The organism is Pseudomonas sp. O230 (assembly GCF_045447035.1).
Classification (GTDB): Bacteria; Pseudomonadota; Gammaproteobacteria; order Pseudomonadales; family Pseudomonadaceae; genus Aquipseudomonas.
This window is the reverse complement of record NZ_JBJGXN010000009.1, coordinates 360,736-374,198: the sequence shown is the minus strand read 5'-3', so window position 1 is coordinate 374,198 and position 13,463 is coordinate 360,736. Positions and strand designations below refer to the sequence as shown.

The 13,463-nt window shown below is 58.8% G+C and carries 15 protein-coding genes and 1 pseudogene; 8 read left to right on the top strand and 8 right to left on the bottom strand.

Annotated features, from left to right (window positions below; genetic code table 11):
• Positions 1-85: 85 nt before the first annotated feature.
• Positions 86-340 carry a MurR/RpiR family transcriptional regulator gene (locus ACI77H_RS21490; protein ID WP_407013721.1) on the bottom strand — a complete coding sequence of 85 codons (255 nt, stop codon included), beginning with the start codon at positions 338-340 and terminating at the stop codon, positions 86-88.
• A 375-nt stretch (positions 341-715) separates the two neighbouring features.
• Here ACI77H_RS21490 and ACI77H_RS21485 point away from each other — a divergent pair, with 375 nt between their 5' ends.
• Positions 716-1,069 carry an aminotransferase class III-fold pyridoxal phosphate-dependent enzyme gene (locus ACI77H_RS21485; RefSeq protein ID WP_407013720.1) on the top strand — a complete coding sequence of 118 codons (354 nt, stop codon included), beginning with the start codon at positions 716-718 and terminating at the stop codon, positions 1,067-1,069.
• Between the two features lie 173 nt (positions 1,070-1,242).
• On the opposite strand, the gene ACI77H_RS21480 is transcribed toward ACI77H_RS21485, so the two are convergent.
• Positions 1,243-1,905, bottom strand: coding sequence for an NADPH-dependent F420 reductase (locus ACI77H_RS21480; protein ID WP_407013719.1), 663 nt, complete (start codon positions 1,903-1,905; stop codon positions 1,243-1,245).
• Between the two features lie 100 nt (positions 1,906-2,005).
• Here ACI77H_RS21480 and ACI77H_RS21475 point away from each other — a divergent pair, with 100 nt between their 5' ends.
• On the top strand, positions 2,006-2,902 hold the full coding sequence (locus ACI77H_RS21475) for a LysR family transcriptional regulator (RefSeq protein WP_407013718.1): 897 nt from the start codon (positions 2,006-2,008) through the stop codon (positions 2,900-2,902).
• Between the two features lie 100 nt (positions 2,903-3,002).
• Here ACI77H_RS21475 and ACI77H_RS21470 read toward each other — a convergent pair whose 3' ends face one another.
• The 4 genes from ACI77H_RS21470 to ACI77H_RS21455 form a co-directional block, all read right to left on the bottom strand.
• Positions 3,003-4,193 (bottom strand): patatin-like phospholipase family protein, encoded by a 1,191-nt coding sequence (locus tag ACI77H_RS21470; RefSeq protein ID WP_407013717.1) that lies wholly within the window; start codon positions 4,191-4,193, stop codon positions 3,003-3,005.
• A gap of 315 nt (positions 4,194-4,508) precedes the next feature.
• The gene (locus tag ACI77H_RS21465) at positions 4,509-4,820 is read right to left on the bottom strand and encodes an EAL domain-containing protein (protein ID WP_407013716.1); all 312 of its coding nucleotides are present in this window, start codon (positions 4,818-4,820) and stop codon (positions 4,509-4,511) included.
• Positions 4,821-5,205: 385 nt separating this feature from the next.
• The gene (locus ACI77H_RS21460; RefSeq protein WP_407013715.1) at positions 5,206-5,700 is read right to left on the bottom strand and encodes a PaaI family thioesterase; all 495 of its coding nucleotides are present in this window, start codon (positions 5,698-5,700) and stop codon (positions 5,206-5,208) included.
• Positions 5,701-5,789: 89 nt separating this feature from the next.
• Complete coding sequence (locus ACI77H_RS21455; protein ID WP_407013714.1) at positions 5,790-6,194, bottom strand: RidA family protein; 405 nt, start codon at positions 6,192-6,194, stop codon at positions 5,790-5,792.
• Positions 6,195-6,326: 132 nt separating this feature from the next.
• Here ACI77H_RS21455 and ACI77H_RS21450 point away from each other — a divergent pair, with 132 nt between their 5' ends.
• The 3 genes from ACI77H_RS21450 to ACI77H_RS21440 all read left to right on the top strand — a co-directional run bounded on the left by ACI77H_RS21450 (position 6,327) and on the right by ACI77H_RS21440 (position 8,993).
• Positions 6,327-7,253 (top strand): LysR substrate-binding domain-containing protein, encoded by a 927-nt coding sequence (locus ACI77H_RS21450; RefSeq protein WP_407013713.1) that lies wholly within the window; start codon positions 6,327-6,329, stop codon positions 7,251-7,253.
• A gap of 135 nt (positions 7,254-7,388) precedes the next feature.
• Positions 7,389-8,057 carry an ATPase gene (locus tag ACI77H_RS21445; RefSeq protein ID WP_407013712.1) on the top strand — a complete coding sequence of 223 codons (669 nt, stop codon included), beginning with the start codon at positions 7,389-7,391 and terminating at the stop codon, positions 8,055-8,057.
• 147 nt (positions 8,058-8,204) lie between these two features.
• Positions 8,205-8,993 (top strand): DeoR/GlpR family DNA-binding transcription regulator, encoded by a 789-nt coding sequence (locus tag ACI77H_RS21440; protein WP_407013711.1) that lies wholly within the window; start codon positions 8,205-8,207, stop codon positions 8,991-8,993.
• Between the two features lie 52 nt (positions 8,994-9,045).
• On the opposite strand, the pseudogene ACI77H_RS21435 reads toward ACI77H_RS21440, so the two are convergent.
• Both ACI77H_RS21435 and ACI77H_RS21430 read right to left on the bottom strand, forming a co-directional pair.
• Positions 9,046-9,375: pseudogene (locus tag ACI77H_RS21435) on the bottom strand (bestrophin family ion channel); the annotation flags it as partial.
• A gap of 142 nt (positions 9,376-9,517) precedes the next feature.
• Positions 9,518-10,369 (bottom strand): CAP domain-containing protein, encoded by an 852-nt coding sequence (locus ACI77H_RS21430; protein ID WP_407013710.1) that lies wholly within the window; start codon positions 10,367-10,369, stop codon positions 9,518-9,520.
• A gap of 200 nt (positions 10,370-10,569) precedes the next feature.
• On the opposite strand from ACI77H_RS21430, the gene ACI77H_RS21425 reads away from it, so the two are divergent.
• The 3 genes from ACI77H_RS21425 (at position 10,570) to ACI77H_RS21415 (ending at position 13,267) form a co-directional block, all read left to right on the top strand.
• On the top strand, positions 10,570-11,190 hold the full coding sequence (locus tag ACI77H_RS21425) for a cell wall hydrolase (RefSeq protein WP_407013709.1): 621 nt from the start codon (positions 10,570-10,572) through the stop codon (positions 11,188-11,190).
• A gap of 107 nt (positions 11,191-11,297) precedes the next feature.
• Positions 11,298-12,233, top strand: coding sequence for a Ppx/GppA family phosphatase (locus ACI77H_RS21420; RefSeq protein WP_407013708.1), 936 nt, complete (start codon positions 11,298-11,300; stop codon positions 12,231-12,233).
• Positions 12,234-12,334: 101 nt separating this feature from the next.
• Positions 12,335-13,267, top strand: coding sequence for a GlxA family transcriptional regulator (locus ACI77H_RS21415; RefSeq protein WP_407013707.1), 933 nt, complete (start codon positions 12,335-12,337; stop codon positions 13,265-13,267).
• The last annotated feature ends 196 nt before the right edge of the window (positions 13,268-13,463 follow it).

Sequence of the window (13,463 nt, the reverse complement as noted above, 5' to 3'; positions counted from 1 at the left end):
ATATCCCTAATCATCCCCAGACTTGTAACCCTCAGACAGGAAAGTAACGGCCGAAACAAGCGTTGAGATACCCATTACTGGTTATTCAGCAACTCAGAAAGTCGCTGACCCAGTAGCAAGCGTGCGGTACGTAGACGCTGTGCAACGCCACTTTGGCCAGCGGCAAGCTGCCGGAATCGGTCAGTGCGATGACCTTGATCCCATGACGGGCCGCAACCTCGGCAGTGGGAAGCACGCTGGGGGTGTAGGGGAAGCAACTGGACACCACCAGTACATCGCCTTCATCCAGTTGCGCAAGCGCATCCGCCACACCCTGGCGACTGGAGTCGAGCGCCGCCACATCCGGGCGCTCTTCATGCCCAGACCATAGGGCATGAAGAGTTCCAGTGAATTGAATTGCCGCATACCGTGGATCCGTACCCGGTGGGCACTGGCCAGCAATTCGACGGTCTGCACAAACACTTCAGGGTCGATCTGCTCAATCATGCTGGCGATGTTCGTGCTTTCCTGGCGACCCAGACGAGTCAGCTGGTTGAGGATGTCCTTGTCACCTGCATTGGCCACCAGTCGTGAGGCCAGATCACTGTAGAAATGCTTGCCCTCGGTGATCTCTCGGCGAAAAACGTCCTTCTGATTTGCTGAAGCCACCATACGTTGTGCGAGTCGGGACAACGTCGAACTTCCTGCAGATGTCGATCCGCACGAGTCGCGCAACTTGCTGGCCCGCGTCAATCAACTGGGCGAGGGGCTGCGCGCACGGCTGCTCGACTGTTTGGGCTGCCATCCTCATTTGGGTGACATTCGGGGACGTGGGCTGTTCCAGGGTATTGAACTGGTGGCTGATCGCGACAGCAAGGCGCCATTCGATCCAGCGCTGAAATTGCATGCCAGACTCAAGAAAGCCTCCATGGCTGAAGGACTGATGTGTTACCCAATGGGTGGAACCGTCGACGGTCAGTACGGTGATCACAATCTCTTGGCCCCTCCATTTATCCTGGAAGATCATCATTTGGATGAAATCGCCGACCAGCTCCTGAGTCCTGCGGGAATTACACTGAAAGGTCTCTGAGGAATTATCGCCATGGCTATTCAATCACGCCTGACATCCCTGGACCAATCACAGATGGATGAAGCCCAGCGCGCCGTTCTCAACGAGATACTCAACGGCCCGCGAGGTAACCTGGACGGGCCGTTCCTGGCCTGGATTCAAAGCGATGCAACCTGCTGCTGGATTACGGGCATTCAGCGGCGCCATGATCCCTCGGGCAATTCGACCTGCCGATGGGCTGCAGCCAAGGCAACTTTCAGCCCCTCCTTATCCAGCGGTATGCAGTAGGCAGGTTTAGCCCGTTCAAATCGCCAGCTTTCATCGAGGCTGCCCGCATCTGCCGCGTCAAATCCAATCTCGTCCAGCAACTTGATCACCCGTGCTTTCGCCGCGGGATCATCTGCAGCGATCGGCAGTGCGCGTCGGTCGGGCGCTGCTTTCGGGCGCGAGTCCTGCACCAGGTCCTGGGCGAGGATTGCATTGAACACCTTGACCACGCTGGAGCGGGGCAGATGCTCGGCGAGCAGGCGGCTGGTGGTGGTTTCGAATCGGTCGAGAGCGGCAATGTGACCGTCGCGTTCCGGGTAGTAATTGTTGGCATCCAGCACAGTTTTGCCCTCCAGCCACTTGGCCGGCACGCTTCGGTAATGCTCAAAAGGAATTGCCACGAGTACAACTTCGCCAAATTGTGCTGCGTCCTCGATAGTGCCGACCTGACTGCCAGGAATGCCACTGAGCACACTGCTCATGGTCCGCGGCCCACGTGAGTTGCTGAGCATCGCCTCGTGTCCCGCCGCGATGACCAATTGCGCCACTGCACGTCCGATGAAACCTGCCCCAATAATGCCGATACGCATGTCCTTGCTCCGCTGGTTGGTAAGAAGAAATCATGATGATTGCCAACCAAGTGCAGATAAATAATCATCGGTTACTTAGTCTCGTTACCAGGAGTATTGAATGATGGATCGCCTGACGAGCATGGGAGCGTTTGTGATGGCGGCGGAATCCGGCTCCTATGCCAGCGCTGCCGAGCGTTTGGGCCTGTCGCCGCAGATGGTGGCTAAGCATGTTGCCGCGCTGGAACAGCGGCTAGGTGCGCGGCTACTGAACCGTACCACCCGACGCCAGAGCCTGACCGAGTTGGGTAGTGCTTACTACGAACGCTGTAAGCACATTTTGAGCGAGGCTCAGGCGGCCGACTCCCTTGCGCAGATCATGAACGACACCCCGCGCGGCAAACTGAAAATCAGCGCCCCCGTAACGTTCGGCTCCTATAGCCTCATGCCCTTTGTGACGGAGTTTTTGCGCCAACACCCGGAGGTCGAAATCGATCTGCATTTGACTGATCGCTTCGTCGATCTGGTGGAGGAAGGTTATGAAGTGACGTTCAGGATTGGCCCATTGACCGCGTCCAGTTTGACCGCCAGGCCGTTGGCGCCTTATCGATTGGTCGCCTGTGCGGCACCGAGCTATCTGACCGACCGCGGAGTGCCGCAGATACCGGACGATCTGAAGAACCATGAATGCCTGGGGTATGCCTATTGGTCCCGGCCGGCCGACCGCGAATGGGTATTCTGCAAAGGCTCCGTAGTTGAACGGGTACAAGTCGTCAGTCGCTTGCAGGTCAACGAGAGCAAAGCACTGCTGTCGGCCGCGCTGGACGGGTTTGGGATTGTCCTTGGCCCCGAAGACTTTCTTGAGCCCGCGTTGTGCAGCGGCGAGTTAGTTCGACTGTTGGCTGATTACGAAGCACCGAGCCGACAAATGCATTTGCTCTACACGGCCAATCGTCAGAGAACAGCCAAACTCCGACGATTTATCGATGCCGCGCTCGTCCGCTTTGGTGCTCCTTGAGCAGGCTTCAGGCTAGCGCTTTATTGACTGGCTGCTTTTGGCTGTGGATTCAACCGGTCGACGCCACAGATTGGCCAAATCGTTCAGCGGTGTTTCATAGTTAAGTGTTTTTCGAGTACGGCGACTTATGCCACTGATAGCCCTTCGCGCTGAGTTGATAGGCGTAATCGAATAAACGCTTCATGTACTCGCCATCAAATTTCTGAAGGTGCGGAAAGTCAAAGTCGGCACCGATGTAGGCAAGATTGAAATCCGCCCCGTCCTGTTGCGCCATCCGGTAAATACGCTCCAGGTCGCTGATTCCCTGAGTTTGAATCAAGGCACTGATGGCTCGACCGCCGATGCTCAATGTGCGGCGCTTGGTCCCAGACCACTGCGGCTCCAGTGTCCCATTACGAATGACATAGAAATGACGGTCGAGTCGCAAAGGTGCGCCGGTGGCTTTGCTCAGCGCCATCACAGTGCTGGGTGGGTAAAGAAACACTTGAGTGATGACCCCTCCGTCCACGTGCATTTCGTGAAACTGTTTGCCGTTCACTTCCACGTCGATCATGACGGGTGAGACTGCACCGGGAATGCTCATCGACGCGAGCATGATGTTGCGAAAGAGGTCGAGCGCTCCCGGTACCTGGCTGGAGGCAATAGCGCCCATGTTCCAAGTGACTGGCCGCCCCGAATCAAGGTCCGTTGTGCCGATCAGCAGAATTCGTCCTTTGGCATACTCCAACGCGATCGCCGCAAGAATCTCCGCAGTGACGTATTTTGCGATGAGCCGCGACAGGGGTTTGCTGTCCGCTATACCGTCGCTGGCAAAACGGGTTAACACGTTTCGAGAATGAAAAATGTCTTTTGGACCGATTGCGTTGGAGACATAACGAATCACGCCGTCGTACTCAGACCCCAGGTAAGCGAACGGGGCGACCAAGGCTCCGGCGCTGATGCCCGTGACAACCTTGAACATGGGGCGGTTCCCATGCGTGGTCCATCCAGCAATCAGCCCCGCTGCAAATGCGCCTGCATCGCCACCGCCGGAAACGGCCAGCATGTGCGCCAGCGGCAGTAAATTGTTCGGCTTCCCAGCCTCGGCGAGAACCTGACTCTCACGTTTGTTGGACTGAACTGCATCCTCAATGAAAGGTGTCAGATCGTAGTCCAGCCTGTAGCGAGCGTTGGGAATGTCTGGGATAGAAGCTTGGTCCGTTAAGGTTGGCGGGACAGCGTCTCGGCGAGGCAGACACGCTTGAAGAAACGAGTCCAAAGAGACGCCAGGTCTTAGCGAAAATGGTTTCAAATCGCCTCCTCGGGCCCTGCCGGTCAACAGCAAACGCGCTCATCGTGAACGAGAAAGTCCCTACCGCTGGTGCCCGAGATGGCTACCTAGCGATGAGACCAACAAGGCACCGGAATCGGTGCGGAGCCTGGCTACAGCCGACCGTTTTGATCATGGCAACTGAAACTGGCAGACGATGACTTGAGCGTAGTGACGTACAGCCTGATGCGCACGTACCAAGCGTCAGCTTTCGACCCTGGTGGCCTGTCGCTTATCGATTCAATCGACCCGTTTGTTTAAGGCGTTCACGCTCTTCGCCAGCGGGTTGAGTGTGGACTAATGCGATCTCTCACGGATCCATTGAGCCAAATCCTGTGGGGCCAAAGGGCGCGAGAAACAATAACCTTGCGCTATCTGGTATCCCTGGCCTCGAAGAATTTCAAGTTGCGCATCGGTTTCAACACCTTCGGCGACAATATTTAATTGCAAACTCTTGCAGATCCCTGCAATCGACTGGGCACTTTCACTTGTTTCGATATCGTCGAAAAAACTCTTGTCCAACTTGATGGTATTAACGGGCAGTCGCAGCAGGTAGCTCAGGCTGGAGTAACCGGTGCCAAAATCGTCAATGGATAAGCTAACGCCCAATTGACGCACTTCGGTATGACCGATATGACAGTGTCGGAGGCGTCCAGTATGAAGTCTTCCGTGACCTCTAACGTCCAGCAGGAGGGTAAGAGCCCATGCTTTGTCAGCAGAGACTGGATGAGATCAATAATGGCTCTGTCGCGAAAGGCGACGGGGAAGATGTTTACCGACATATGAGGCACAACAAGCCCCGAGTCGTGCCATTGAGCCATCTGCCGACAGGCTTCGGTGAGTTGCGGTTCGCAGGACCAGTGCGGTATCGAGGCCGGGCGTCAGTGTCAGTAACGTGGCCGCGAAGGTAAACGCGAGAAGATTGTCGGCGATGGACATGGGCATGCGACTTCCAAAAGAGGATCCGCGTACGTTGTCAAACCGGTTCCGGGACCTATCGGTTGTGCGCGACGGCGGCTAATTGCTCGGTGTCCACGCGAACAAAAATGGAGTCGCCCACGGCGGTGAGCACGTCCCCGGCGTAGACCTCGCAGATGACTCGGGTTTTGCGCCCGACATCACCTTCGACTTTCGCTCGCAAGGTCAGCGGAATGCCCATTGGCGTCGGTTTGATGAACTTGATGCCAAGGTTGCCGGTGACGCAATTGATGCGCGGAAGGCTGGCGGCGTCGCGGTTTTCCGTCCGGTAGTGATAGGCCATCACGGTCCAGTTGGAATGGCAATCAACGAGCATTGCGATCAATCCGCCGTACACCAGGTCCGGCCAGCCGCAATACCTGGCGTCGGGCACATGCTCGGCGATGACATGCACGCCGTCTTCATGCCAGAAGCTCTTGACGTGCAGCCCGTGCGGGTTGCGGCTACCGCAGCCATAACAAACGCCTTGCGGCGCCGCGGTGTCTTGCAGGGAAGTAGCGGGCGTGGACATGCCTGGGTCATCCTCGAAAATGTGAACTGAACATTTTCCGATTCTAACGCCGAACGGATAACCGCGTTCATCCCCGCGCAGGCTTCATTTCATCCCTCGGTGGTGTCCGGAAGTCTGGCGATCACCTTGATCTCGAACTGGAAACCGTACAGCCACGTTACGCCGACCCCGGTCAGCGTCGGGTGCGGCGCGTTACCCCAAAACTCCGGCACGATTTTCCAGATGGTTTCGAAGGTCGATTCGGGGTCGACAATGAACACGGTGACATCAATCACGTCATCGAACGTGCAACCGGCCGCCACGAGGATTGCGTTCAAATTGGTGAAGGCGAGCCGCACCTGTTTCTCCAAATCAGGTTCGGGCGATCCATCCTCGGTGCTGCCGACTTGCCCCGAGACGAACAAAAAGCCGTTGGAGCGAATAGCCGGCGAGTACCGATTGCGCTCATACAGCGCCTGGCGTTTGGCTGGGAAAACTACATCGCGCTGGGTCATGAAATGCCTCCATCAAGGGCTCTGTGTGAACGATGGAGAGACTGTAAGGACTTGCATCGGGACGATAAACGAGCAACCTTGGCCAGCACTGTTTGTGATATCCAAACAATTCGAACGATACCTGAGGCTGCAATGGACCGTTTTGATGCAATGCAGGCATTCGCGCGCGTGGTGGAGGCGGGCAGTTTCACCAAGGCAGCCGAAACACTGCACATGAGCAAGACCACCGTGACCCAATTGGTGCAGCAACTGGAGGCACGGTTGCGCGTCAAGTTGCTCAACCGCACCACGCGCAAGGTCAACGTCACGGCCGATGGCGCGGTCTATTACGAGCGAGTGTTACGGCTGTTGGCCGATATGGACGATGCCGAAACAAGCCTGTCCGGTGCGTTGACGCTGCCCAGAGGCCGACTGCGCGTGGATGTGCCGAGCCCGCTGGCGAGGATGATTCTGGTGCCGGCGTTGCCTGCGTTTTATGCGCGATACCCGGACATCCAGATCGACATGGGCGTCAGCGATCGCATCGTCGACATGATCGATGAGAACGTCGATTGCGTGGTGCGCGGCGGCGAACTGATGGACCAGTCGCTGATGGCCCGGCGCGTCGCGGACCTGCCACTTGGGGTGTTTGCAGCACCGAGCTATCTGTCTCGCGTCGGCCGGCCTGTGCATCCCCAAGAGCTGGAGGATTCGGATCATCGCGTCGTCGGTTTCTTGTGGGCGCGCACCGGCAAACCCGTGCCCTACGCGATGTACAACGAGCGTGAGCGGGTGCAGATCAAAGGACGCTACGTGTTGGCCGTCGACGATGGCAACGCCTTTCTTGCGGCGGGTCTCGCCGGGCTCGGTGTGCTTTGGCTGCCCAGATACATGTCCCGGGACTATGAGGCGAGCGGCGAATTGGTGCCGCTGTTCGAGGGCTGGCGTCTCGATACGATGCCGTTGTATGTGGCTTTCCCGCCGAACCGGCACATCAGCCTGAAGCTGCGCGTATTTATTGATTGGGTGGTTGAGTTGATGGCGCAGCATGCGCCGGTTGCTGATCGGCCAGGGGCGTGAGGCCCGGGGCGACAGGCCCTTTTGCCGTAATCATTCGTTTGATCAATAACCATCATCAAGAATCGCAAGTTCTGTTTTTTTGCCAAGGGAGGAGGATAGGCACATACCGAATTCGCCTTTGAAGGAACCTGCGCGATGAGAATGTCTACCTTGCTGGCCCTTGTCGCTGTCCTGACCGGCAGCGTTGCCGCCACCGTGCCGGCATACGCCGCCGAACAGTCCTGCCACTTCCTGCCGGTCGCCGACAGCGCCGCGAGCTTGCAACACGCGCAATCGGTGGGCGTGCTCTACAGCGAAAACACCGTCAGCACCCTCGAATACCTTGAGCAGTACCACTCGGTCGCGCTGAACGGCGCGAAGAACCCTGAACTGGATTCACGCATCAGCAGCGCCTTCGTCGACAGCTCCGATCCGAAACGGGCGATCAACTGGTTGATGGGCTCGTTGCAGCAGGAGTTTGCTTCGGTGACGGTCTACGACAACCTCGATGCGCTTGTGCAGGCGCACCCGGATGTGGTGGTGATGCTCGACACCTACAGCCGTCTGGTGTCCAAGCGCAACAATCAGGTTGAAGCGCGGTTCATGGCCAAGTTCTACGACTCGAACCTGCAATACATCGGCAAGGCCGAAGGTTCACGCACACAACAAATGCCTTCGGTCTGGGTGCATGGCAAAGCCGCACCGGAGATCGCCGCGCAGATCGACCAGCAAACTGCGTTGCAAGTGAATGCACTGAAACAGTTCGACACGTCGCTGAAGGCGCTGGTGACCTCGGGCCATGTGGCTCAGGTCGCGATCAACTGACGCTTCAGCCTTGGCGCTTCACGGACGGCGTTCCGCGATTATGTAGGAGGCCGGCTTGCCGGTGATGGGGCCCCTGAGCCTTGCATCGATTGCGTTTGCGCGACGGCGCGGCTAAGCTCGCGCAAACCCGCAAAATCAGGCATAAACATGCACGTGCAGCATTCGACCGCCGAACTCCCTCATCTGCGCCGGCAAAAAATTCTGCTGATCCTCGAACGTGACGGCAAGGTCATGGCGTCCGAGTTGAGTCAGCATTTCGCCGTCTCGGAAGACACCATCCGCCGTGACCTGTCGGAGTTGGCCACGGCCGGCCTGGTTCAGCGCGTTCACGGCGGCGCGTTGCCTCGTCCCAAGGACACGGGCAAGGATTACTTCACGCGTGTCAGCGAAACCGATGAGGTGAAAACCCACCTCGCGCAGCTCGCGGCCAGTCGGGTGGAAAATGGCCAAATCGTGATGTTCGATTCCGGTACCACCACGCTGCAGATCGCACGTTCGTTGCCGTCGGACATTGCCATCACCGCCATCACGACTTCGCCGATGACCGCGATTACCCTGGCCGAATACAAAGGTATCAAAGTGATTCTGGCGGGTGGCCAACTCAACCTGGCGACGATGTCGGTCAGCGGGCACGAGACCGTGCGCCTGCTCCAGGGCATCAAGGCTGACGTGCTGTTCACCGGGGTGTGTGCGATTCATCCGGAGGTCGGCATCAGCTCGTTGCACTTCGATGAGGTGCCGGTGAAACAGGCGCTGCTCGACAGCGCTTCGCAGGTGATCGCCGTCACCACGGCAGACAAACTGGGCGCGGTCGAGCCGTTCGTAGTCGGGCCGTGCAGCCGCATCCATACGCTGATCACCGAACGCCATGTGGCGTCGGGCGATGTCGGGGATTATCGGAAACTGGGGATCGAGGTGGTTCAGGCGAGTGCCTGAACCGGCCAGTCGATTGTGGCTGACGGGCAACGCAACGCTGGCAGCCTTTGCATCAGCTCAACACAAAGTCCACGGGCTCAAGTACCGGAGGAAGCGGCGTCACACCCAGCGCCGCGAGTACTTCGCGCTCGATGTTGCGCACGATCGCATGGGTCGGCAGGTCATTTTCATCGCGACCGAACGGGTCCTCCAACTCATCGCCAATCGCGTCGAGACCGAAGAAGGTGTAGCTGACGATAGCGGTGAAAATCGGCGTCAGCCAACCCGGTGGTTCGGCCATGGCGAAAGGCAGCTAGACGCAGAAAAGGTATGTGGTTCGGTGTAGCGGCAGGGTGTAGGCGAAGGGCAGTGGCGTGTGTTTGATTCGTTCGTTCACGGATTGAAGGCGTGCAGGCTAAGAGCAACCTGGCGGAGCGTCCAATCACTCTTGATGACCGACTGATCGACAGAGTCTATGACGGGCTTTACCGATTGCCCAACCGGACGCCATCAAGAGCGTCCGGTTTGCGGCGCGAGCCGGGCGTTTACGGCGTACCAAACATCGCCGTCCAGTAAATCCCCGAATCGCTCTTCGGGTCCACCGCATACGCCGCGCCCAACTCCTGGAACTGCGGGTTCATCAGGTTGGCGCAGTGGCCGGGGCTGGCGACCCAGCCATCGACGACCTTGCGCACGCTGTCTTGCCCGGCGGCGATGTTCTCGCCGATCAACTGGGCGCTGTAACCCGCCAGTTCTGCGCGGTCACCCGGGGTACGACCGTCGCGGTCCTTGTGGTCGAAGTAATTGTTGTTGGCCATCGATCGGGAATGCTCTTCGGCCGCTGTCGCCAGGGTGACGTTCCAGGTCAGCGGCGCGGCGGCGGCAAAGGATTGCGTGCCGCACTGACGTGGACGGCTGCGGGCGGTGTTGAGCTCGGCCAGCAACTTCTGGCCCTCCGCCTGCCAGTCGCCCAGGCGTGCGCTCAACAATGGACGGGCCAGCACGATGCGCCATTCACGGTCCTGGCGGCTCACGCCGATGTCGACGAATTGCGGGTCCAGCACGATCTGGCAAAAACTCTCCTGGATCGCTTTCATCGCCGAAGCTGCATCACGCGGTCCGGACAGGCTGATTGCCTGCACATTCTTCATCGGGTAATTCGCCGCGACCATGGCCTGTTGCAGGTTGCCGATGCTGGTGGCCGACAGCGCCAGCCGTGGATCACCCGCCAGCGGCGGCAGCTCCGCCGATACTTCACCTGCGCAACGTTGCACCTGGCTGCGGTAGTCGTTGATCGAGTCGATCAGTTGTTTCTCGTCGACCGCCAGCGCCTTCGCGGCGAATAACAAACCCAATGACAACGTGGCAAGACGCAAAACGGATGACAGGACACGCATGGAAATCTCCCTTGTTCGGACTGCGCCCATGATGCGCGATTTCACCCCCGTGAGCGCAATGCCTTTTCGCGCCGAAATACCGGTTGTTGGCCGTCTGTCGAAACGAAAACGGGCTACTACAATCAAGCCATGTCGCCCGAAAGACGTGCTGCGCGTCGACATTTTGTTGCTTGAATCCAGTCCACTGAGAAGGGTCGATCATGCGATTAATTTGGATAGCAACCTGCTTTGCAATCACGCTACTCGGCGGCCAGGCATCGGCGACTGAACAGGAACAGAAAAAGGAAGTGGCCGAAAACAAGGCCGAAGTGCTGGAACAGAAAGCGGCGGAGAAGGGCGCCGATCTACCGGTGCCCAAGTCTGAAGCCATCACCACGTCGGAAGTGCAGGCGGTCGACCCGGCGGGCGTGTCGCCGCTGGACGATGCAATCACCTGCCTGGCGCGCTCCATTTATTGGGAAGCCAAGGGTAAATCTTCCGCTGACATGGAAGCCGTCGCCAGCGTGGTCATGAATCGCCTGGGCCACGAGGGGTTTCCGGACACCGTGTGCGCGGTGGTCAAACAGGGATCTGAAACCAAGAACTGCCAGTTTTCCTGGTGGTGTGACGGGCGTTCCGATCAGGTCCAAGAAGAAACCCAATACGCCATCGCCAAGGAAATCGCGCGCAAGGCCCTCAACAAGCAACTCAACGACCGCACCAACGGCGCGATGTATTTTCACGACCACAACGTGAAACCCGATTGGGCCAGGAAATACATCAAAACCACCGAGACCAGCATGTTTCTCTTCTATAAGCCCAAGGGTGGAGAGGCCCGATAGCGGTGTCATCTGGATGTCATCGAACCCATGCCAAGATCCTTGCAAACCGTCTTGAATGTTCAGCAGAACGGTGTCGGCTGATAGATGAATGTGCAAGGAATACTGCTATGAAAGGAGACGCCTCCCTGTTTGCGGCCATTGACCTGGGCTCCAATGCGTTTCGCTTGATGATCGGCCAGTCCGTCAAGCGCAACCAGCAACTGGTGATCCAGGAAGTGAAGACCCTGCGCGAGCCGGTGCGGTTGGCGGAGGGATTTCAGGGCGGCGCGCTGGACGAGATGGCGCTGGATCGCGGCTGGCAGGCGCTCGCGCGATTCGGCAAGAAGTTGCGCGGCTTTGAGCCCGGTCGCGTGCGAGCGGTGGCGACCAGCGCCGTGCGTGAAGCCGACAATGCTCAATTGTTCCTCGCCAGCGCAGAGCGGCATCTGGGGTTTCGCATCGACGTGATCTCCGGGCATGAAGAAGCCCGGTTGGTGTACGCCGGCGTGGCTCACACGGTTCCCGGCACGGAACGCAAGCGACTGGTGATCGACGTCGGTGGCGGCTCCACGGAATTGATTCTGGGGCAGGGCACGCAACCGCTGTTGACCGAAAGCATTGCCATCGGCAGCGGCACCTTTGGTGCGCGTTATTTTCAAGGTGGCCGCATCACCGCGCCGGCGTTACTGGAAGCCGAGCGTGTCGCCACCCTGCAATTCGAACGCGTGGCGCGCCGTTATCGCACGCTGGGCTGGCAGCAGGTCATCGGCTCTTCCGGCACCGCCCGGATGCTGGCCAAAGTCCTCAAAGCCAACGGCTTGAACGACGAAGGCCAGAGCGGCATTACCTACAGCGGTCTGCTGCGCCTGTCACTGCGCCTGCTGGAAGTGGGGCAGGTCAATCAGCTCAGGCTGGCGGGTTTGCAAAGCCATCGCCTGAGCATCCTGCCCGGCGGACTGGTGCTGATGCTGGCGGCGTTCAAGGTCTTTGGCGTTACGCACATGACGCCGTCCGAGCCCGGTTTACGGTTTGGTGTGCTGCATGGGTTGATGTCGCGGCACTGAGTGCCTTGCGTTAGGGATAGACCTGACTGGCGCGTACAGTGCAAATTAGATGGCCTGAAAAACCATCAAGCCTCCTTTGCAGCCATCAGGATATCGCCATCATGCACAAGGTCGGCCTCATCGTTTACCCCGAATTCCAGGTGTTGGGTCTGGCCATGTGTGCGGCGTTCGAAATGGCCAATGGCGCCGTCGACGAGCCGGTTTACAGCCTCACCTTGTTGTCGGAACACGGCGGGACGGTGCAGACTTCCGCCGGATTCGGCGTGGAAACCGCCGCCTTCGATCAGCGCTCGTTCGACACGCTGCTGGTGATGGGCGACAACCTGGTCCGTCCGGTTTCACCGGGCATGGTGGCGTTTCTGCGCAGCGCCAGTCAGACCTCGCGCCGTGTGGGCTCGATCTGCACCGGCGCCATTGCGCTGGCCGAAGCCGGCCTGCTCGATGGCCGGCGAGCCACCACGCACTGGTGCCACGCGCCGGCGCTGCAGCAGGCCTACCCGAAGGTGAAGGTGGAGGAAGACCGGATCTTCATCAACGACGGCAACGTCTGGACCGCTGCCGGCATGAGTGCCTGTGTCGATCTCGCACTGGCCCTGGTGGAAAGTGACCTCGGTGCGCAAGTGGCGCGGTGTGTGGCCCGACAATTGGTGGTGTACCACCGGCGCGCGGGCGGGCAGTCGCAGTTTTCGGTGATGCTCGAACTCGAGCCCAAGACGGATCGCATCCAGTCAGCGTTGATCTACGCCAAGCAGAACCTGAAGTCCGAACTGTCGGTCGAGGAACTGGCCAGCGCAGCCAACCTCAGCCCGCGACAGTTCAGTCGCGTATTCCATGCCGAAACCGGTCAATCACCCGCCAAGGCCATCGAGAACCTGCGGGTGGAGGCCGCGCGGCTGATGATGGAGACCGGCCGGCACGCCATCGATGTGGTGGCGACAGAGACCGGTTTTGGTGATCGGGAGCGGATGCGCCGGGCGTTTATCCGTGCGTTTGGTCAACCACCGCAAGTCATCCAGCGCGCCAATCGAGGCTGACTTGCGTGTGAACCCGAGATCCCGAACCTCCGCGTAATCTGTAGGAGCCGGCTTGCCGGCGATGGCGTCGGTGAAATCGCTATCGCCAGCAAGCGTGCTCCTACAGGTAATTGGCGTGGCTTAAAAGGTGGTGTATTCGGCATTTGAGTCAAAATATTATTGGCGTAATCTCGATCTCGTTGAAGCCCATTCCCCA